The following is a 21,977-nucleotide window of genomic DNA, read 5'->3' as shown; positions in this document are numbered from 1 at the left end:
TAAAGTAATAAAAGGCGGATATAATAATGATAAAAGCGGTTTTATTTGATATGGACGGTCTGATGTTTGACACAGAAAGACTGTATGGAAAAGCATGGCAGAATGCGGCAGTATTACAGGGATGCAAAATAAGTGATGAGGCTATACTTAAGATAAAGGGCGCAAACAGAGCATTGGTATATGAGATTTTGAGAGCTGACGCAGGCGATGAATTTGATATAGAAAAGGGCAGGGATGCCAGAGAGGAATATATTGTTTCTCATATAAGAGAGCATGGATTGACAAAGAAAAAGGGACTTGATAATTTACTTAAATATTTGAAGGAAAACAATATTAAGGCCTGTCTTGCGACATCAACTAAGAGAGAGATAGCAATAAAATATCTTAAAATGGCAAATGTATATGACTATTTTGATGATTTTACCTGTGGTGATGAGATAGAAAACGGTAAGCCGGCACCGGATATATTTTTAAAAGCGGCAAACAAGGTGAAAACGGATATAGGTGAAAGCCTTGTACTGGAAGACTCTGTAAACGGGTTAAATGCCGGAATTGCAGCAGGTGCAAGAGTGATAATGGTGCCTGATACAATAGAACCGACAGATGAAATAAGATCAAAAGTTGATGATGTAAAGGTTGACCTTGATGAAGTAATAGACTGGATAAGTAAGGAAATAGAAGTATAAAATGAAAAATGAATTTTTATAGTACTTTGATAGAAGTCTACAATAGCTTTTATAAAATAGTTGCATAGCATATATAAAAAATATATAATTGTACTTAATAAAAAACATATGGAGGGATAATATGGTAACTACAGAGACAGTAACTATTAATGTGCCCATAGGTATGTCAAGGTATCTTGTCGCAATAGATCCTGAGTCTGAGCTTAGAAGAAATGCTTTGCTTTTATATCCATATATATATAACCAAACAATATCACATGGACGAGCAGCAGAAATCTTAGGTATCAGTAAGTCGGAATTGATTACGATTTATGATAAACTTGGATATTCATATTATGATTTTATACAAGATGATTTGGAAGAAGATATAAATACATTTAAGCAGTTAAAAAGTATAAGGTCACGACTATGATTGTGGTTTCTGATACAACGCCGTTGATTTCTCTTTTAAAGATAGACAAGATATGGTTATTGGAAAAGCTGTTTGGAAAAATATTTCTGCCGGAAGCAGTGTTCAATGAATTGGTAGTAGACAAACGTTTCCATGAAGAAGCACAAATAATTAGAAATGAAAATTGTATTGAAGTTAGAAAAGTATGTAGTCCGGAAGCGGTAGATATTCTTAGGAGAGCTACAGGACTTGATGTTGGTGAGAGTGAAGCGATAATTTTAACAGATGAGTTAAATGCAGATGTACTATTAATGGATGAAGCGAAAGGGAGAGATATATCAAAACAACTGGGACATAAAGTGATGGGTACCATAGGTATAATTATGGTGGCTTATGAGGAAAATGTGCTGACATCTGAAGATGTAAAGGAATGTATTGAACAACTGAAGAAATCCGGAAGACATATAGGGCAAAGGTTTTATAATATGCTTCTGAGCAGGTTGGACAGTTAGTGTTTATAATAGTATCAGTTGGATGGATTTGAGAGGAAGGGATTATTCCTTCCTCTTTTCGCAGTATGACGTTAGATAAAATAAAAGTAGTGTTGTTTTGATATAGAAAAAGGAAAGATGCCGGAGATGGAAATAGGAAGCGGAATCATAAAATGAAAGATAAAAAGATAAATATCCAATATATTTTATTACAAGGGCTATATTGGATGATGTTTTGCCCAAGTGCCGGGTTTATTGCGTTTTATTTACAGGGCAACGGATTTGGCAATAGTATGATAGGTGTTATTACAGCTGTATTTTGTTTGGTGGCAGTAATATTACAACCTATGGCGGGGAATTTATGTGACAGAATAAAAATTCTTACATGGAAAAGAATGATTATATTATTAGGATTACCATATGTACTTATATGTATTATGCTGTTTATTGTAAAAGAGAGGTGGCTGATTGCAGTTTTGTTCGGCTCGATGTATATAATAGCAAGTATATATTTGCCGATGATAAATACAGCACTGTTTGCATATGAGAGAGAAGGGATAAAACTCAATTTTGGAGTTGCAAGAGGAACAGGATCCGCTATGTATGCAATTATGGCGCTGCTTATCGGTAATATGGCACTTAGATTCGGGACAAAAATAATACCTGCCTCAGGCCTTATAATTATGGCCTTATTATTATGTGTAGTAAGCACAATGCCGCCCACAAAGAAATCTGCATTGGAGAGTGTGGAATATGAGCAAACAAATGTAATCGGTTTTATAAAAAAATATCCATATTTTTCTATAATGCTTTTGGCGGTGCTTTTTATTTTCTTCTCACATAATATTATAGGGACATACCTTTTGCAAATTGTACAGTCTCTTGGCGGTAACAGCAGTAATCTTGGAACGGCAATGTTTATTCAGGCAGTAGTGGAGATTCCGGTTTTGTTTACATTTTCTTTTATTATGAAGAAGATAAAAGTGGGAAATCTTATGATTATTGCATGTGCAGGGTATATATTAAGAGCGGTACTTTATTTTGTGTCAGTTAATATCGGAATGATATATATTACTCAATTTTCACAGATATGCAGCTTTGCAATAATGGCCGCGGCTTCAGTATATTTCACAGGAACGGCAGTAAGAGAAGAAGATCATGCAACCGGACAGTCGTTTATGTCAGGAATGATGTCGGCCGGTACGGTGCTCGGTTCATTATTTGGTGGAGCCATACTTGACTATATGGGAATGAGAGCACTTTTGAGTGTGAATATACTGCTTAGTGTTATAGGAACCGGGATAGCGATATATTCGGTGAGAATGATGAGAATTAAGAAAAATTTTAATCAAGTATAAGAATAATAAAATAAAGCCGGGTAGTAAAAGTGTGGGCTACTTGGGTATAATACTAGGCAAGTTTAAAATGAAGCTTAAATGATTATGAGAGGGAGTAAAATTGGAATTTTCAGTGTTAATGTCTGTTTATATAAAGGAAAAAACCGAATTCCTGGAAAGAGCGTTGGAAAGCATATATAATCAGACGTTAAAACCAAAGGAAGTAATATTGGTAAAAGACGGATTACTGACCGAAGAGCTTGAAACTATAATATCTAAAGAGATAAGAAAGTTTAATGAAAGCAATATAGATTTTACATGCATACAGTTGGAAAAAAACATGGGACTTGGAACAGCGTTACAAACAGGTCTGGAAAAATGTTATTGTGACTATATTGCCAGAATGGACAGCGATGATATAGCGGTCAGTGACAGATTTGAAAAACAGGTGAATTATATAAAAAAGAACCCTCAAATATCGGTTGTAGGCGGATATATAAATGAGTTTATTGAGGAAGGTAAAATAATAAGAACAAAGACAATGCCGCTAAAGTACAAAGAGCTTTATAAGTACGGAAAATATAGAAATCCTTTAAATCATATGACAGTTTTATTTAGGAAAAAGGACGTTATTGATTCCGGCGGATATCAGCCTATGAAGGGACTGGAAGATTATTATCTTTGGAGCAGAATGCTTGCAAAAGGATATAAAATATCTAATATAGATAAAGTATTGGTAAATGCAAGACTTGGAGATTTTTCAAACAGAAGAGGAGGAATTGGGTATTTCCTTACATATGTTAAGCTTAGAAAAACTCAAAATAAGTTGCATTATACCAATATACTTGAATTCATCATAGGCGTGATGTTTACGGCAGTAATTACTTTAGCACCGAACAGTATAAGAGGCGGATTGTATAAGGTACTTAGAAAGTCCGGTTAGTAAAGCATTTCGGTAAAAATGCTTTTATATAAAAGTAAACTATGCTATAATGTCAGACGATTATATACATTGATCAAAGAGATTGATATAAGGAGAGAAGTATGATTATTACAAAGACCCCATTTCGAGTAAGTTTTTGTGGTGGTGGAAGCGATATGGCTAACTTTTATGAAAAATATGGTGGATGTGTACTTAGTACATCTATCAATAAATATTGCTATATTTCAATTCATCCATATTTTAATGAGAATCAAACATTACTTAAGTATTCTGAAAATGAACTTGTGGATGAGATTTCTCAAATAAAACATAAAATTTTTAGACAGGTTCTTGGTGATATGAATGTTCATGGAGTGGAGATAACATCTACAGCAGATATTCCGGGAGGAACCGGGTTGGGGTCATCAAGTACCTTTACTGTAGGGCTTTTGAATACACTTAATTGCTATAATGGAAAGTTTGTTTCAAAGAACAAGCTCGCTGCTTTGGCTTGTGAAGTAGAGATTGAAAGACTTGGAAATCCGATAGGAAAGCAAGATCAATACGGTGCAGCACTTGGCGGTCTAAACTTTATAAAATTTAATCAGGACGGTTCTGTATCACATGAACCGATAATGATGGAGGGAAAGACATATAAAAAACTTCAAAAAAACCTGCTGATGTTCTACACAGGTACAACACGTTCTGCAAATACTATATTGGCGGAGCAGACAAAAAACATAACTTCAGAGGATAAGGCTAAAAATCTTCTCAAAATGTGTGGACTTGCAAAGGATATGAAATCAGCTTTGGAAAGCAATGATATTTCATCATTTGGAAAAATCCTTGATGAGGGATGGCAGCTAAAGAAAGAGTTGGCGTCAGGCATTGCAAATCCTGCAATCGATGAAGCTTATGAGATTGCTATGAAAAATGGTGCTCTAGGCGGAAAGCTTTTGGGTGCCGGTGGTGGAGGATTTCTTCTGTTCTACTGTGAAGAAGAAAAACAAGAACAGCTTAAGAAAGCCATTGGACTTAAAGAGCTGGATTTTTCATTTGAAAGAGACGGAACCAGTGTAATCTATATCGGAGATAAATATTGGAATTAAAGGAGAGATTATGAAAGTATTAGTTGCAGGTGGCGCAGGATTTATAGGTAGTCACTTGATAGACAGTTTGCTTGCAGAGGGTAATGAGGTAGTATGCATTGATAACTTCTTTATAGGAACAAAGAAGAATATTGAGCATTTGATGGACAATCCGAAGTTTAAATTCTATGAGCAAAATCTTTGTGACAGAGAAAAACTGGAAGCTGTATTCGAAAAAGAAGGCTTCGAGTATGTATTTCATTTGGCTGCAAACTCAGATATTCAAGCAAGTGCAAATGACCCCTCAATAGAGTATGAAAATACATACTCAACAACATTTGAACTTCTTCAAGCTATGAGAAAGTATGGTGTAAAGAGATTTTTCTTTGCTTCAACATCTGCAGTTTATGGAGAGAAAGAAGGAAAAAATGTATCTGAGGATGAGCCGAATCTTCGTCCTATATCATATTACGGAGCGGCAAAGCTTGGCTCGGAAGCGCTTATATCAGCCTACAGTTATATGAATGATATAAAGGCGCTGATATTCAGATTCCCAAATGTTATAGGACCAAGACTCACACATGGTGTTATATTTGACTTTGTAAAGAGGCTTAAGGATGACCCAAGTCATTTAAGAATACTCGGAGACGGAACACAGTGTAAACCTTATATTTATGTGCTTGACCTGGTAGAGGCAATAATGCAGTTTAAGGATGTGAAGGATACAGGAATCACACTTTATAATCTTGGAGTAAGCACACAAAGTAGTGTAAAGACAATTGCGGATATAGTTGTAGATAAGATGGGGCTTACAGGTATACCTTATGAATATACAGGAGGAAAAGGTGGATGGAAGGGGGATGTTCCTAAATTCCAGTATGACCTTTCTAAAATTCATGAGGCCGGATGGAAAGCAAAGCATGAGTCGGATGAGTCGGTAGCACTTACTGTAGAAAATGTATTAAAGATGAATTAGAGGTGAAAATGGATTATACAAACAGTATTAAAGACTATATTGCTCTTGAAATAGAGACATTAAAAAAATTAAATGTAGAAGATATTAATAAGGCTATGAATTTGATGGATGATACCAGAAAGGCGGGAGGAACCATCTTTGTATTCGGTAACGGTGGAAGTTCCGCTACCGCATCACATTATCAAAATGATTTCAATAAAGGTGTAAGTGAGTATCTCTATAAGAAGGGAGAACCGAAGTTTAAGCTCCTTTGCCTTAATGACAATGTTGCTACAATGATGGCGATTGCAAATGATATCGGATTTGAGGAAGTTTTCAGATTCCAGCTGGAGGGAGTTATAAAAGAAGGAGATATTGTTATGGCAATCTCCGGAAGCGGTAATTCTAAGAATGTCTTGAATGCAGTAGAGTATGCCAAGTCTTGTGGTAACAAGATAATAGGAATTACAGGCTATGACGGAGGTAAGCTGAAGGAAATGTCAGACGTTTCTTTATGCGCTGATGTAATGAGTATGCAAGTAACAGAAGATATACATATGATTTACGATCATCTTATCATGAGTATTTTTTATAAAACTTTAGCAGGTAAAGACCATTTAAGAGTGTAGGAAGAGAAGATGGGGAATCTTTTTTTAACATTATTATTGATTGTTGGAATTGTCGTATTGGCAATTCCTCAATCTGTTTTCGGGACAATAAAAAAAACTATGCCGGTACTGCTACTTTTAGTAGCAGTATTTGGTATAGGATTTTTTATAAATAATCAAACGAATAGTGAAATTAAAATAGTAGCAAGCAATGACCAAAATGAAAAGGCAGAAGGAAATGAAGTCTTTTTAAAAGAAGTGATTGTAAACGGAGAGAGTAAGAAGCCGGCAGATGTTTTTTCAAAAGGATGGATTGAAAAAGACGGAGGACTTCTTTGGAGAAGCTATGACAGAATAGACGGGATGACAGACAGTATACAGGCTAAATTCCAAAACGGTGAAGATGTAGTACTTGTACTGAAACAGAATAAATGGCAGGGGAAGGCTAGAATTATTTCTGTACAAGGGGATCAAGGATTTGACGGATATACAAATAGCGAGTCTGAGAACTGGATGAACTTTGAAGTAAAGTTAAATACAGGTAGTGGTACATTTTTGACCAGAAAAAATCTTGCATCTTTAGCTGTTATAGTTTGGATTTTTTTAGTTGCTATATCATTAATCTGTAAAAGGTTCTTTCCTGAGCAAAAAAGAGAGAATAAGGATAGACTTATCGGATTGGATCTTTTGAAGATAGTTTCAGCTTTTATGATAGCTGTCATTCATGCGTCCAGTGGGGTGTTTAATAATCATGAACTTGGCAGTCTTATTTGGAAAGAGGGACTGATATTAAATGCTGTTACAAGATTTGCAGTACCAGTTTTTTTAATGATATCAGGTGCACTTTTATTAGGGAAAAAGATAAGCTTAGAAAAAGCGTTGAAAAAAGCTGTCATAGCAGGTATTGCCCTTTTTGTTTGGAGTTTTGCATTTATATTTACCAGAAAAATACTCTGGAATGATGGTAATGTGGTTTACGATACTATAATGATTTTTTTCAATAAAAGAGTATCAGGACACTTGTGGTATGGATATTTGTTGATTTGGATTTATCTTTTTTCACCAATATTGAATGTAATATACGAATCGCTTTCAAATAAACTGAGAATTTATTTTATTATACTCGGATTATTAGTTCCAAGTACAGTCGATGGTATTATTAACTATTTTTCGCTGGATGTTCAGCTTTTGCAAAATTCATTCTTTATTTATATGAATCTTGGTTATATATCGGTGTTATTTATTGGCAGAATGATTTATGAAAACAAGGAAAAAATTTCTGTAATTTTAGGTGGTATAATTTCTGTTGTTGGCTTAGTACTGACAATCCTTTTAACAGAAGGGATTTCCGGGCGTTTGGGAGTGTCTACACATACATTCTTTAGTGAGTTGGAGATTGGGAATGTAATGTATGCGTTTGGTATAATGCTTATAGCATGTAAGCTAAGCTTTAAAGGTGATAATACATTTATAAAAAATATAATTATTAAAGTATCTGAACTGGCTATGGGAATTTATTTTTCTCATGCGTTAGTAATGTGGCTGATAGGAGATACTATATCAATTAGTGGAATTACATTTAAAATTGATAATTCGGTTCCGGAGTGTCTGCTTTTTGTAGTTATAATTTTTATTACTACAATTATTATGATAGCACCGCTTGCAAGTATTCCATATTTTAAAAAGCTTGTTAAGATATCATAGGTGGTAGAGGATGAATATATTTATAAATAAAATAAAACAATATCAGTTTATGTTTAGTGAACTGGTAAAGCGCGATTTCAATAAAAGATATAAAAGATCCGTCCTTGGTATACTTTGGAGTATGATTGCACCTTTGTTCCAACTTATCGTTATGAGCTTTGTGTTTGACAGAGTCTTTGGAGACAGTATGGAGCATTATACTATATATATGTTTGCAGGACAGCTGATGTTCAACTACTTCAGAGAGGCTACAGACAACGGTATGCAATCTATTACATCAAATGCCGGTATAATAACAAAGGTAAATGCACCGAAGTATTTGTTCCTTATATCAAAGATAATGGCTGCATCGATAAACTTCCTGCTTACACTGGTGATATTTTTCATATTTGTGATAGCATATAGAGTAACAATCACCTGGAAGTTTATATTCATTATCTTTCCAATTATATGCTTGTTTGTACTTATAGTAGGTACAGGATTGATATTGTCGGCGATGTTTGTGTTCTTTAAAGATGTACAGTATCTTTACGATATATTTACACTCGCCTTGATGTATTTTACAGCGATATTTTACGATGTGAAGATATTTGAAGGAAGTATAGTAGCAAAGCTTATTTACTTGAATCCGGTATTTGTATATATAAACTACTTGCGTGAGATTGTATTACATAATAATATTCCATCTTTAACATATCACTTGTATTGCATTTTTTATGCACTGCTTATTCTACGAATCGGTATGTGGATGTATAAAAAATACAACTACATGTTCTTATACTACATTTAGAGAGGTAAGATTATGAATATGATAGAAGTAGATCATGTATCTGTTACATATATTCTGGGAGATATTAAAGAGCTGTCATTAAAGGAGTTCTTTATCCGAAAGATACATGGGGAAGTAATTACAAAAGAATTTAAAGCACTGGATGATATAACCTTTCATGTAGAAAAGGGTGAGTTGCTTGGTATTATAGGTTCAAACGGTTCAGGAAAATCAACCATATTAAAAGTGCTTTCAAACATAATGCCTGCTTCATCAGGTAGTGTGAAGGTCAACGGTGTGGTGGCACCGCTTCTTGAATTGACAGCCGGATTTGATGATGAAATGACTGTGAAAGAAAATGTTTATCTACGTGGTGCACTTCTGGGTTACACAAAGAAATTTATTGAAGATAAATATAATGAAATCATAGATTTTGCCGAGATAAGAGAGTTTGAGGATGTAGCATTCAGAAAGCTAAGTTCAGGTATGAAGTCTAAGATAGCGTTTTCACTTGCATCATTTGTAAAACCGGATATACTTATATTAGATGAGGTATTGTCAGTAGGAGATATGTCTTTCAGGGCAAAGTCGGAACAGAGAATGAAGGAACTTTTTGACAGTGGAGTAACTACTATTTTGGTATCGCATGCTATAGAGCAAATCAGAGAGATGTGTACAAAAGTATTATGGCTTGAAAAGGGTCATATGAGAGGATACGGTGAAACACAAGAGATGTGTGATGCCTATGAAGCATATATGAGAGGTGAGCATGCCTAAGGTTACGGTACTTTTACCGGTATATAACAGTGAAAAGTATATTAAGGAAAGTATAGACAGTATCATAGCACAAAGCTTTACAGATTGGGACATGCTTATATTGAATGAGTATGGTTCAAGTGAGAAATGTACCGATATAGTAAAAGAATACGAAAAGAAGGATGCCAGAATAAGAGTCATTCAAAATGATAAACGATTAGGTCTTGCAGAGTCACTGAATCTTGGTATGAGAGAAGCAACCGGTGAGTATATAGCTAGAATGGATGCGGATGATATATCAAGAAAAGACAGATTTCAAAAAGAGATAGATTTTCTGAACTGTCATCCAAATGTGGCTGTAGTAGGTTCGTATCAGCATCACTTCGGAACAGATATAGACTGGATACATAAGCCGGCGACTGAACCGGCACAGTGCAAGTGTAATGCTGTTTTTTTCTGTGACCTGTGTCATTCCACATTGATGTTAAGAAAGAGTATTTTCATAGAAAATGATTTGTATTACGACAATACATATTTGGCGGAAGATTTTGAACTGTGGAGTAGGGTGATTGACTTTGGTGATATTGCCAATATTCCTGAAGTACTTGGAGAGTATCGTGTAGGTGAAGACAATATCACATTAGAGAAGAAGTCAAGGCTTCATCTGGAGAGTGGTAGAATAGTAGCAAAAACATTGAAAAGGACTATAGATCTTGAGTTTTCAGACGATGAGAGTGTACTCTTTGATAATTGGAAGAATGATTATTTTGAGATAAAAGATAAGAATAAGAAGAAAGAAGCCTATAGGTTGTTGAAAAATATTCTTATAAGGATTTATGAGAAAAATAGAGAAGTAAACTTTTTTGATGATTATGCATTGCTTAGGTCTATTCGTGCGAAATGGGCATGGGCAAGAGGAGGAGAGCCATTCAATAGAATGGTTGATGTTGAAGGTGGTATTGAATCTATCTTTAGAATAAAATATCCGAATCCATATATAAATCGCTTTTATTATTTTTGGAAAGAGAATAAAGGTATAAAAGCAAAGGTAAAAAAGATTTTTAAGAAAATAAAAGAATTATTCTAGAAGGGAGAAAGCCATGCTGTTAAGTATTATTGTGCCGGTATATCAGGTAGAGAAATATCTGAAAACTTGCATTAAGTCAATGCTTGATTGTCATGGCTTTTCTTATGAAATAATACTTGTAGTGAAGCCTTCAGGAGATAAAAGCGAGCACATTGCAAATGACATACAAAAAGAGTATTGTGACATGGTAAGGATAGTTAATCAAGATGGAGACGGACTTTCGAATGCAAGAAATGTCGGATTAAGATATGCAATTGGTGATTATGTGGCTTTTTTTGACAGTGATGACTATATAGATGCTAAAGCATTTTCTGATCTTATGCAAAGCTTGGAGATTAGGATGCCTGTAGATGCGGTTATCTCAGATTATTATATAGTTGGGAACTCAAATAATATCTCACAGGTCGATACTATTGAAGGTGAAGAACTTATATGTGATAACGGATATCTTGAGTTATTCCTTAAAAGGAGGAGAAACTACTGGAATGTGTGGCAGTATATCTTAAGAAGAAATTTTCTTCTTGAAAATAAGTTGTTGTTTTTGGAAGGAGTTTATAGTGAAGACATTGAGTTTGCCACCGGAGTCATTTTGACGGCAAAGAGGTTTGCCTTCTATGGTAAACCATATTATTACTATAGGATTGGCAGAGAGGGCTCGCTGGCCAATAAAGTTACATTAAAACATGTTGTTGATTTGATGGATATTCTTAAAATAAGCATGAACAGAGTGAATAGTAGTGATGTACATTTTAGGGATGTTATAAGAGATAAACTTTCATTGCAGTACATACTTTCATTTGTAATGATTTTTGATATAGATAAAAATGAAAGGAAAAAAGCAAAGGCTATAGTGGAAAGCAAAAAACTTTTATATAAAAAAAATAGAAATAGTCTTTTTAAAAAAATGATATTGAAACTTGGAGTCTTAAACGGTGCAAGGATTTTAATGTTAGTTAGGATGTTAAGAAGAAAATTTCTCAAGATACACTAAAAATTTTAATTTAAAAAGATATAGGAGGAAATATGGATAAAAGAGAACCTTTAGTTTCTATTGTAATGCCTATCTACAATTCGGAAACATACCTTGACGAAGCAATACTTAGTATTATTCATCAGACATATAAAAATTGGGAATTGCTTATTATCAATGAGTTCGGATCCAATGAAGAGGGTAAGAGGATTATAAATCGCTATGCCGCTATAGATTCCAGAATTAGATTGATTCAAAACAGTGAAAGATTAGGTATAGCCGAATCGTTAAATGAGGGTCTTAGACAGGCAAAAGGTGAGTATATAGCACGTATGGATGGTGATGATATATCACTTCCGGAGCGAATTGAAAAACAGGTTGAGTTTATGGAGAGTAATAATGATATTCTCCTTTGCGGTGTGCAAGTAGAAGTTTTCGGATCGGAGAAGTGGGATTGGAAATTAGAAACAGACCCGGCTCGGATTAGAACGGATGCACTGTTCTATTCTCCATGTGTACATCCTACTATTTTGTTTAGAAGAGACGTTATAAATAAATATAATGTTTTTTACAATAAGGATTATAAAGCATCTGAGGACTATGATTTCTTCACAAGGATTTTGGAATTCGGAGAAATTGCGAATTTAAAAGAAGTTCTATTTAAGTATAGACTTTATGGTACAAATGCAACTTACATAAATAACAATATCGGATTTAAAATTTATAGTGATGTTATGGAAAGACATTTCCATAAACTGGGAATTGACTTTTCAAGGAAGGAAGTAGATCTATTGTCGGTACATTACTCATTAAAGGGGCTTGAGGGAGTAGAGGTACTTGAGAAAATGGTAGTATTGGATCTTCTTCTAAAAAAGATATTTTATGTTTTGTATAATAAAGATAAGAAGTTTGCTCCGTATCTTTTCAAGACATTACACAGACGTTTTAAAGAAACATATGATTGGTTGGATAATACATGTAAGTATTTTGACAAGAACAAGGCGGAGAGTATATATAAAAACTCTGTATTCTATCATGATGAGTTCTATGTTCAGACCAAGTTTGCAAGTAGCAAACCAAAAGTTTCGGTTTTGCTCCCTATATACAATAGTGAAAAATATATTGCAGAAACGCTATGGTCATTATTTGAGCAGACATTCAGTGATTTTGAGGTACTTGTATTGAATGAATATGGGTCAAGTAAAGAGGGACTTGAAGTTGTAAAAATGTTTGAAGATGATCGTATTCGTATTATTCAAAACAAGGAGAAACTTGGTCTTGCCGATTCATTGAATTTGGGTATGAGAGAAGCAAAAGGAGAGTATCTGGCAAGGATAGACGGTGATGACTTGGCAAGGAATGATCGTTTTGCTTTGCAGGTGAAGTTTCTTGATAAGAATAGAGCATATGGTTTGGTTGGTAGCCTTCAGCACCATTTTGGGGTTAATACAGATTATATTCATGATGTACCAAAGGAACACAAAGATATTCTTGCAGGACTTATATATGATTGTTTAGTATGTCATTCTACTATCATGATGCGGAAGAAAGCCTTTATTGATAATGATTTATTTTATGATAAGGCTAAACAAGCAGAGGACTATGAACTGTGGACCAGAGCTTGTAAAAAATTTAAATTCTACAATATTCCTGAAATACTTGGTGAGTATAGAGTAGGAGAAGATAATATTACAAAAGGTAAGTTGGCGGCACTTTCAAAAGAATCAGGAGAACTTGCCGGTAAAAATATAAAGGAAACGCTTGGAGTAGAAGTACCGGCTACACATATACCGTTTCTTTCTGGATGGATTAACGAGTTTGAGTCTTTAGATAAAGAAGCTTATAAAAAAGAGATAGTATTAGAACAAAATATTTTGGAGCAGATGTGGGATGCAAATAAGAGAATTAAATATTATGATGCGGACGCATTGCTTAGAGTAATAAATAAGAGATGGAGAAATATTACCAATACATGGGAATATAATAGTGACTTGGGCGAGATATTGCCTATAGATAGATTGTTTAAAGTTTATGATATCTCCGGGAAAAGAATACAAATGGTCACGGATAGCAGTAATACTAAGACAGAAAAGGTAAGCTTTAAGGAAAGGATAAAGGATATACTCAGATTTTTGTATACGCCTTTCAAACATGGTATACAATATAGAATCAGAAGACAATTATGGGATCTTGACGGTCATCTTCACGAATCTACTTATGATATAAAAAAAACGGTATGGGATATTGAGGGTAGAATAAAAGAGTGTATCATGGAGAATATAGGAAATGATAAAGAGTCGAATAGTAGTGAGAACTTATATGAACGCCTAAATGACTTGGAATTAAAGATGAATACTATGATGGAATTCATGGAACTTAAGCTATCGGCTCAAGAAGTAAGAATTAACAGTAATATAGTAAAGTCTAAGGATAGTTTGAGTGAGCAGCTGGATACAAGGGTATGGAAGGCAGAGACTAACTTAGGTGAACAGCTGGATGCAAGAGTATGGAAAGCAGAGAGCAACTTAGGTGAACAGCTGGATGCAAGAGTATGGAAAGCTGAAAGCAATCTTGGACAGCAGATTGATGGAAGAATATGGAAGGCAGAAAATAATATATCTGATTATATTGGTAGTCAAAATAAATATTGTGAGGATGAGTTTTTGAAGTTGCATAGGCATCTGGACTTTTCATATTCGGATATTTTTGTTTTATTGGATAAAAATATTAAAAATACTTCAGGAGCTATAGAATTGGATACTAAATACCCTGTTGCGTATGAGAGTAATGATTATCTTGTACCGCATGGTACAGTGCGCGATGATACTAGATACCCTAGGTTTATACATGCTTGTGAAATGTATTTTAAAGATAGAGAAAAGTTGGCATTTGTTGACTTGGGATGCTCAAGTGGAGGAATTGTACTTGATGCTCTGCTTCGTGGCCATGAAGCTGTAGGGCTTGAAGGTAGTGATGAGTCTTTCAAGCAGCAGAGAGCACAATGGAGAATAATACCTAAAAATCTGTTTACTTGTGATATAACAAAACCGTTTACCTTGAAAAAAGATGGTAAATTGAAAGAATTTGACGTTATATCTGCTTGGGAAGTACTGGAGCATATAAAAGAAGAAGATTTACCTGTTCTTCTTGAGAACATAAAAAAACATCTTAATACCGGAGGTATTTTTATAGGCAGTATTGCAAATTGGGACGACATAGATGAGGAAACCGGTGTTAACTGGCATGTGAATTTGCATCCATATGAATGGTGGAGAGATAGATTCGTTGAAGTAGGATTTGAAATTATTACAGAGGCTTTTTCACCGTACGATCTTGCTAGAGGGACTATAAATCCGCCACATGTATATGAATTACCATATGATGATTTTGATTTAAACAAAACATTTTATATAGTAGCAAAGAAGCAGGATAAAGAATTATGAGCAGCGAAAAAAGAAATGGATTAATAGGTATGAGAGTCATTGCCACTCTTGGTATAGCTCTTTATCATTTTGAACTTAGTTTTCCGTTTATAGAAGGAAAGCAAATTATGTTAACTGCATATCTGTTTGTAGAATTTTTTCTTGTAATGTCAGGTTTTTTTATGGCAATGACATTATCAAGAAAAGTAAAGGCTTTGCATAGAGTCATGATAGACAGATTTGTTCGTCTATGGCCTGCATATATAATGGGACTTATTTTGCTTCCTGTTGTGTATGCAATAACATGGTTTAACGGTGACTATGTAGCATGGCTAAAAGATGGTTCGCATTTCAAATCTTATACAGTAGAACTTATTATGCTTCAATGCACAGGTTTAAGTGGACTTAAATATATAAATGGTCCAGCATGGTATGTTTCGGCAATGTTTATTTGTACGCCGATAGTATATATTGTGGTTAGAATTAAAAAGATAGGTGGAGTTTTAGCAGCAGTACTATCAGCTATTATATATTTGTTAGCATTTTATTACTTGAAAGATCCGGATATGCCGATGGAAGGATTTATTTTTGGCTATATTCCGGCACCACTGTTTAGAGCATCGGCAGGTATGCTTTTGGGTGTAGCATCATATAGTATTTTTGATACTTTAAAATTAGTTATAGAAAGAATGCCGAGTATAGTAGCTACTTTTTTTGAGGGGATATTCATTTGTTGTATTTTTAGAATGTGTTATTTTAGACAAAGCAGCTTCATCAATTGGTTAATATTGATTCCTATAGTAGGAATTATTATTTTAATGATGGCGGAAAACAAAGGTATATTTTCAAAAGTATTGGGATCAAAGAAGTTAGACTATTTTGCAGAAATAAGTTATGCTTTTTATATTATGCAGTCATTTTGCAGTAATTTTTTATCTTGTTTTTTGCCTGATATAAAGCAACCATATTCTACATTATTTTATTTAGCATTAAATTTTGGTATGGCTGTAATAGTACATGAAGTTTTTGAGAGGAATATTTCGCATTTCTTAAAAAAATTGTATTATTCTAATGTTAAAGTTTAAAACTAAACAGATAGAATTAATTGGTAATAATTACTGAAAGTTATATTGCTTAATTATAAATATTAGAGAGGATTAATAATGAATAGTATCTATTTAGTATTATGGTTTGCTCTGGTTGTTTTAAATCTAATACTATTTAAAGGTGAAAAAAATAAATTATTATATTCAGCAGTGTTTGGAGTTATTATCACCGTGGTAGTAATATGCATAAATATTTTCTGTTTATTTCCATCAGATTATATTACAATTAGAGCATTGAATGAAAAGGAAGTATCTGCTGAGAATACATATATAACTGTACAAAATATAAAAGATAAGAATGATAATATTTTAGGATATAAAGTATCAGATGGAAAATGGCTGGACACAAACGGTGGACAAAGATGGGGCGGAGTATCTGTCACTGGAATTACAGACTCAATTACAATAAAATTCCAAAAGGGCAATAGTAGAAAAATTAATTTCCATGCTACAAGATGGGGGGGTAAAGTTGCTATTAGCTTTAACGGTTCATCTGAGAAAATTGTGTCAACATATAAAGATTCAGATAATGATGTTGTGTCTGTGATGTTGCCAAATACAGGAAATATAACAAAACTAGATTTTATAAATATACTTTTGTTATTTATAGAGTATTTTTTACTGGAAGTGATAGCATTTTTACTTTATAAAATTAAAGATAAAATTATATTGTTTATAAAAAGATATCAGTATGAGTGTATAGCTGTTGTAATTGCATTTGTGGGATTTGTCATCATGATGTCACTTGGGAATTATAAATCTACTTGGATGGATGATTCTGCAACAATGGGGATAGCGGCAAAGAACAGAAGCCTTGGAAATGTAATAGAGACTATTTTAAAAGAAGAGTCTACTACACCACCATTATATACAATTGCATGGCACTATTTCTCAAAATTGATTCCGGTTGGTGTAGAAGCATTGACTTTGTGGGCTAGGATGCTTTCGATTATAGCAAATACTTTAGGATTTTATGTTGGTGCCATAGTTGTAAGAAAAGGTTGGAATAAGTATGTCGGTATTATTTTTGAGATGCTTTTGATAACATCTAACGCATTGATAGTGAATTCGGGATTTGCAGTTAGGTCATATGGTTTTATGATACTGATGTCTCTGTTTTTGTTATATGTTATTATCAGAAGATTTGAAGATGGCATAGATAGTAAAAATAAGATAACAGCACTTTATACGGTCGCTATTTTGGCAATTTGCTATACTCATTATTTTGGAATTTTGACTTGTTTAGGTTTTTTCCTATATGAATGTTACCTATTCATAAAGAAAAGATACACATATAAATTTATTTTTTCATATATTGTTGCAGGGGCTGTATATTTGCCATGGCTTATTGTTAACTATATTATAACCAGAGAGCAATGGGGAAGTGTATTTTGGATTAGTCCACCTAATTACAGTAGTATTATAGCTATAGTTGTATGGCTTTTATCGTCTCAAGAGTTGGTAATGCTATGCTTGACGTTGGGGTTCTTTATAACCTTATACAAAGTAAAAGAGAATAGAGTTGATATAAGTCTAAATATAGCATTGATAATAACTATTGCAGTAGAGATAGCTATAGTGTTTATATACTCAAAATATATAAATCCGAAGTCTTCTGTATGGACACATAGGTATTTTCTTAATTTATTACCATATATGCTAATTATAGCAAGTTTTGGACTTGTTAATGTAGTTTCCTTTTTTACTGAGGATAAAATAAAAAAAGCAGGTTTTGTATATACTGTTTTAGCTTTCTTGATATTTGTAAACAGTAATGTTGTATTTCGAGTAAAAGGTGATATGGAAGGAATGTTTTATCAACCGTATAGAGAGGCGGCAGAATACCTTTTAAATCAGCCGGATGCAAATTCTCCGGATACGTTAGTACTTATTAGTTCAGTGTATTCTACAGGATGGGACTATTACCTAAGTCATAACGGAAAATTTGAACCACTAAGTTATAAAAAGAATTTTGATGGATTAGATATACAAAAATATACAAAAGTTTATTTGCTGGATATTCATGTAAAATTAGATGATAATAACAGAAAAATACTTGAGGATAACTTCCATCAGATTAGTCAAGATGAGAAGTCTACAGTACAGACCTATGTTCGTAATTAATAAAACTTACAATTCTCTAACAGTAAGGTGTTTTCTTGATTATTGCGATTTTTTATGATATTTTATTGCTGGTGAAAGATTACATTGAGATTTAGAGTTAAATTTAAAAAAAGGAGTGCATATTGTTATGCAGGAGAGATTATGATTATTGCGCAGACACCATTTAGAATGTCCTTCTTCGGTGGAGGAACAGATTATGAAGGATTTTACAAGGAGCATGGAGGGGCAGTTATTTCAACTACTTTTGATAAGTACTGTTATACAACTGTTCGCCACTTGCCGAGATTTTTTGATTATTCAAATCAAATAACATATGGAATAATTGAGAGAACTAAGACAATTGATGAAATTCAGCATCCGGCAGTTAGAAACATCATGAAATATTTGGATATGCACGAACTCAGAGTAGTGTATGAGGCTGATCTTCCGGCAAGATCCGGACTTGGTACAAGTTCTTCATTTGCAGTTGGTATGTTGAATGCTTGCTATGCATTAAAGGGTAAATATGCTGATAAAAGAAAGCTTGCAGACGATGCGATTTATATAGAAAGAGTTCTATGTAATGAAGCAGGAGGTATTCAAGATCAGATAGCGGCATCGTTTGGTGGGTTTAATAGAATAGACTTTAGAGATGACGGATATACTGTTACACCACTGGTATTTTCTACAGATAGAAAGAAAGATTTGAATGACAGATTGATGCTATTCTTTACAGGTTTTTCCAGATTCTCAAGTGATATTGCCAAGAATCAGGTGAAGGCTACAAAGGATAAGACAGCAGAACTTTTAGAGATGAAGGCATTGGTTGACGATGTTCAAAAGCTGCTAGTATCTAAGGCTGATTTGAATGAATTTGGCAAGTTACTTGATTATACTTGGAAACTTAAGAGAGGTATTACATCAGATATCAGTAATAACGATATTGATATTTTATACAAAAAAGCATTAGACGCAGGAGCAACAGGTGGAAAGTTGCTTGGTGCCGGTGGAGGTGGTTTTTTGTTATTCTATGTAGAGCCGGAGTATCAGGAAAATGTGAAAAAGGCACTTGAAGATTTGGTTTATGTTCCTTTTGAGTTTGAGAATGAGGGAACAAGAATTATGTATTTTAGACCTGAATATTTTGATTTAGAATCTGTTAAGGAAGGTTCATAAGAAAGGAGTAGTATGGCTACAAAAGCATTAATTACAGGAATTACAGGAATGGTTGGATCTCATTTGGCTGATTTTCTTTTGGAAGAGACAGATTGGGATGTTTACGGTGTATGCAGATGGAGAAGCCCACTTGACAATGTAGATCATTTGTTGGATAGGGTAAATAAGAAGGATAGGGTATTCTTTGAGTATGCTGACTTAAATGACCAGATGTCACTATATCGTGTTGTTACAGAAATCAAGCCGAATTATATTTTCCATTTGGCTGCACAGAGCTATCCTCAGACCAGTTTTACAGCTCCAATAGATACTTTAAATACAAATATACTTGGAACATGTAGATTACTTGAAGCGGTTCATGCAGCAATGGTTGCTGATGATAAGTATAAGCCGGTGATTCATGTTTGTGCATCTTCAGAAGTGTTTGGAAAGATTCCGGCAGATAAGAAACCTGAAGAGGGCATAAATGAGGATTGTCCTTTCCATCCTGCTTCACCATACGCTATTTCAAAGGTTGGAACAGATCTTGTTGGAAGATATTATGCAGAAGCATTTGGAATGACAGTAATGACCACAAGGATGTTTACTCATACAGGACCTAGAAGGGGAGACGTTTTCCATGAGTCCACATTTGCAAAACAGATTGCTATGATTGAGGCAGGTATGCTTCCCCCAGTTGTAAAAGTTGGAAATCTAAAATCACTTCGTACATATGCAGACGTAAGAGATGCGGTTAGAGCTTACTATATACTTGTAACAAAGAATCCTATAGCGGGAGAGTATTATAATATTGGTGGAAGGTATACATGTGAAGTAGGTGATACTTTAGAGGCACTTATTAATATGTCACCTATGAAAGATCAAATCAAAGTGGAGGAAGATCCGGAAAGACTTCGTCCTATTGATGCAGATTTACAGGTTCCGGATTGCAGAAAGTTTACTGCTCATACAGGTTGGGAGCCGGTAATTCCATTTGAGCAGACTATGGAAGATCTTTTGAACTATTGGAGAGATAGAGTAAAAGGTGGACATGAGTTCTTGACAAGATAAAAATATGGAAATGTATTAGTCACGTACTGATACATTTCCTTTGTTTGCATAAAATATACAGTAGGAATAGATGCTGTGAGTATCGTAGTTGTATAAAGGAGTAATAATGAAAATAGCTGTTTTAGGTGCAGGTGTATCCGGTTTAAGTGCTGCCAGAATGTTACATGATAAGGGTCATGAAGTTGTAGTTTATGAGAAAAATCCGACAATTGGCGGACTTGCAAGAAGCCGCTATGTAAACGGAATGTTGTATGATCCACATGGAGGTCATATCTTAAATTCAAAACATAAAGAAGTAATGGACTGGGTATTTTCTATCTACCCAAAGGAGAATTGGAAATATACCGATCGTAATGCTAAGATTTTCTTTTCAGGCAAGTATGTATCATATCCTTTTGAACTTTCACTTTGCGAATTGGATGCAGACGATGCAGTGGATTGTGTTCATGATTTTGTATTGTCACAGATGGGGCCTGAACCTGATAACTTCAAGGATTGGTTGACATGGAATTTTGGTAAGAGTATTGCGGATTTTTATATGATACCATACAACGAAAAAATTTGGGCTTATCCGCTCGAAGATATGGGAACAGGATGGATGAGAGGAAAGATGCCTCTTCCAACTAAAAAAGAAATTATTCGTTCAGTAATTTTGAAAGATCCGAAGGAAAGAAAGATGCCGCATTCATCATTTTACTATCCACTTCACGGTGGTATTCAGTCTATGGTAAATGCGATTGGTGAGGGATTAAATATACATACTGATTTTACAATCAAGTCATTAGAAAAGGTGAATGAAAAGTGGAATATAAACGGTGAAGGAGAGTATGATAAAATCATCAGCACTATTCCTCTGCCTGAGCTCCCGCAAATCATGCAACTTCCTGATAAGATTGTGGAATTGATAAAGGGATTAAAGTATAACAGCTTGACAACAGTGTTGTTTGATTGCCCAAAGACAGATATTACTTGGCTATATATACCTTCACATGATTATAAGTGCCATAGAGTAGGGTATCAAAGTGCATTAACTCCATATGCTAATCCTGACACAACCAGAGGTTGTGGTGCGCTCGAAGTGATAGGTACAAGCTTCAAAGTGACTGATGATATAGTAAATGATAATACACTACCAAAAGAACTTGGTTTTGAGAAGATTTTAGATCAGCAATTTTCAGAGTATGCATATGTTATTCATGATAAAGCATACGATACAAATGTAAACGGAATCAAAGAGTACTTTAAAGGAGATTCTTCATTTAATCTTCTTGGAAGATGGGCAACATGGAATTATAAAAATATGGATTTATGTATGCTTGATGCAATGGAACTTACTAAGGATCTGTAGAGGTTGTT

The 21,977-nt window shown here is 34.2% G+C and carries 19 protein-coding genes; all 19 read left to right on the top strand.

The window, feature by feature from the left end:
- Window positions 1-26 precede the first annotated feature (26 nt).
- The 19 genes from HMPREF1135_RS07665 (at window position 27) to HMPREF1135_RS07570 (ending at window position 21,969) form a co-directional block, all read left to right on the top strand.
- Window positions 27-686: an HAD family hydrolase gene (locus HMPREF1135_RS07665; RefSeq protein ID WP_007593830.1), complete on the top strand. Its 660-nt coding sequence runs from the start codon at window positions 27-29 to the stop codon at window positions 684-686.
- Window positions 687-807: 121 nt separating this feature from the next.
- Window positions 808-1,098, top strand: coding sequence for a hypothetical protein (locus HMPREF1135_RS07660; RefSeq protein WP_007593828.1), 291 nt, complete (start codon window positions 808-810; stop codon window positions 1,096-1,098).
- Window positions 1,095-1,589, top strand: a complete 495-nt coding sequence (locus HMPREF1135_RS07655; protein WP_007593826.1) for a DUF3368 domain-containing protein — start codon at window positions 1,095-1,097, stop codon at window positions 1,587-1,589. Before HMPREF1135_RS07660 ends, HMPREF1135_RS07655 begins: the two co-directional genes overlap by 4 nt.
- A gap of 152 nt (window positions 1,590-1,741) precedes the next feature.
- Window positions 1,742-2,926 (top strand): MFS transporter, encoded by a 1,185-nt coding sequence (locus HMPREF1135_RS07650; protein WP_007593820.1) that lies wholly within the window; start codon window positions 1,742-1,744, stop codon window positions 2,924-2,926.
- 100 nt (window positions 2,927-3,026) lie between these two features.
- The gene (locus HMPREF1135_RS07645) at window positions 3,027-3,848 is read left to right on the top strand and encodes a glycosyltransferase (protein ID WP_007593818.1); all 822 of its coding nucleotides are present in this window, start codon (window positions 3,027-3,029) and stop codon (window positions 3,846-3,848) included.
- Window positions 3,849-3,949: 101 nt separating this feature from the next.
- Window positions 3,950-4,936 carry a GHMP family kinase ATP-binding protein gene (locus HMPREF1135_RS07640; RefSeq protein WP_007593816.1) on the top strand — a complete coding sequence of 329 codons (987 nt, stop codon included), beginning with the start codon at window positions 3,950-3,952 and terminating at the stop codon, window positions 4,934-4,936.
- A gap of 10 nt (window positions 4,937-4,946) precedes the next feature.
- A complete protein-coding gene (locus HMPREF1135_RS07635) occupies window positions 4,947-5,891 on the top strand; it encodes an NAD-dependent epimerase/dehydratase family protein (RefSeq protein WP_007593814.1) in 945 nt (314 codons plus the stop codon).
- 8 nt (window positions 5,892-5,899) lie between these two features.
- Window positions 5,900-6,499 (top strand): D-sedoheptulose-7-phosphate isomerase, encoded by a 600-nt coding sequence (locus HMPREF1135_RS07630; RefSeq protein ID WP_007593812.1) that lies wholly within the window; start codon window positions 5,900-5,902, stop codon window positions 6,497-6,499.
- A gap of 9 nt (window positions 6,500-6,508) precedes the next feature.
- Window positions 6,509-8,182: an acyltransferase gene (locus HMPREF1135_RS07625; protein ID WP_007593810.1), complete on the top strand. Its 1,674-nt coding sequence runs from the start codon at window positions 6,509-6,511 to the stop codon at window positions 8,180-8,182.
- Window positions 8,183-8,192: 10 nt separating this feature from the next.
- Window positions 8,193-8,972, top strand: coding sequence for an ABC transporter permease (locus HMPREF1135_RS07620; RefSeq protein ID WP_007593809.1), 780 nt, complete (start codon window positions 8,193-8,195; stop codon window positions 8,970-8,972).
- 12 nt (window positions 8,973-8,984) lie between these two features.
- Window positions 8,985-9,728, top strand: a complete 744-nt coding sequence (locus HMPREF1135_RS07615) for an ABC transporter ATP-binding protein (RefSeq protein ID WP_007593807.1) — start codon at window positions 8,985-8,987, stop codon at window positions 9,726-9,728.
- On the top strand, window positions 9,721-10,794 hold the full coding sequence (locus HMPREF1135_RS07610; protein ID WP_007593805.1) for a glycosyltransferase family 2 protein: 1,074 nt from the start codon (window positions 9,721-9,723) through the stop codon (window positions 10,792-10,794). The genes HMPREF1135_RS07615 and HMPREF1135_RS07610 overlap by 8 nt, the downstream gene beginning before the upstream one ends.
- Before the next feature lie 13 nt (window positions 10,795-10,807).
- Window positions 10,808-11,785 (top strand): glycosyltransferase, encoded by a 978-nt coding sequence (locus HMPREF1135_RS07605; protein ID WP_007593802.1) that lies wholly within the window; start codon window positions 10,808-10,810, stop codon window positions 11,783-11,785.
- 32 nt (window positions 11,786-11,817) lie between these two features.
- Window positions 11,818-15,207: a glycosyltransferase gene (locus tag HMPREF1135_RS13540; RefSeq protein WP_007593799.1), complete on the top strand. Its 3,390-nt coding sequence runs from the start codon at window positions 11,818-11,820 to the stop codon at window positions 15,205-15,207.
- Window positions 15,204-16,271 carry an acyltransferase family protein gene (locus tag HMPREF1135_RS07590; protein ID WP_007593797.1) on the top strand — a complete coding sequence of 356 codons (1,068 nt, stop codon included), beginning with the start codon at window positions 15,204-15,206 and terminating at the stop codon, window positions 16,269-16,271. Before HMPREF1135_RS13540 ends, HMPREF1135_RS07590 begins: the two co-directional genes overlap by 4 nt.
- 78 nt (window positions 16,272-16,349) lie before the next feature.
- A complete protein-coding gene (locus HMPREF1135_RS07585) occupies window positions 16,350-18,416 on the top strand; it encodes a hypothetical protein (RefSeq protein ID WP_007593795.1) in 2,067 nt (688 codons plus the stop codon).
- A 141-nt stretch (window positions 18,417-18,557) separates the two neighbouring features.
- Entirely contained in the window at window positions 18,558-19,571 is a 1,014-nt protein-coding gene (locus HMPREF1135_RS07580; RefSeq protein WP_007593793.1) for a GHMP family kinase ATP-binding protein, read from the top strand.
- A gap of 12 nt (window positions 19,572-19,583) precedes the next feature.
- The gene (locus tag HMPREF1135_RS07575) at window positions 19,584-20,621 is read left to right on the top strand and encodes a GDP-mannose 4,6-dehydratase (RefSeq protein WP_007593791.1); all 1,038 of its coding nucleotides are present in this window, start codon (window positions 19,584-19,586) and stop codon (window positions 20,619-20,621) included.
- Window positions 20,622-20,727: 106 nt separating this feature from the next.
- Entirely contained in the window at window positions 20,728-21,969 is a 1,242-nt protein-coding gene (locus tag HMPREF1135_RS07570) for a protoporphyrinogen/coproporphyrinogen oxidase (protein WP_007593790.1), read from the top strand.
- Window positions 21,970-21,977: the final 8 nt, after the last annotated feature.

Source organism: Lachnoanaerobaculum sp. OBRC5-5, from assembly GCF_000296385.1.
Classification (GTDB): domain Bacteria; phylum Bacillota; class Clostridia; order Lachnospirales; family Lachnospiraceae; genus Lachnoanaerobaculum.
This window is presented reverse-complemented; position numbering and strand designations above follow the sequence as displayed.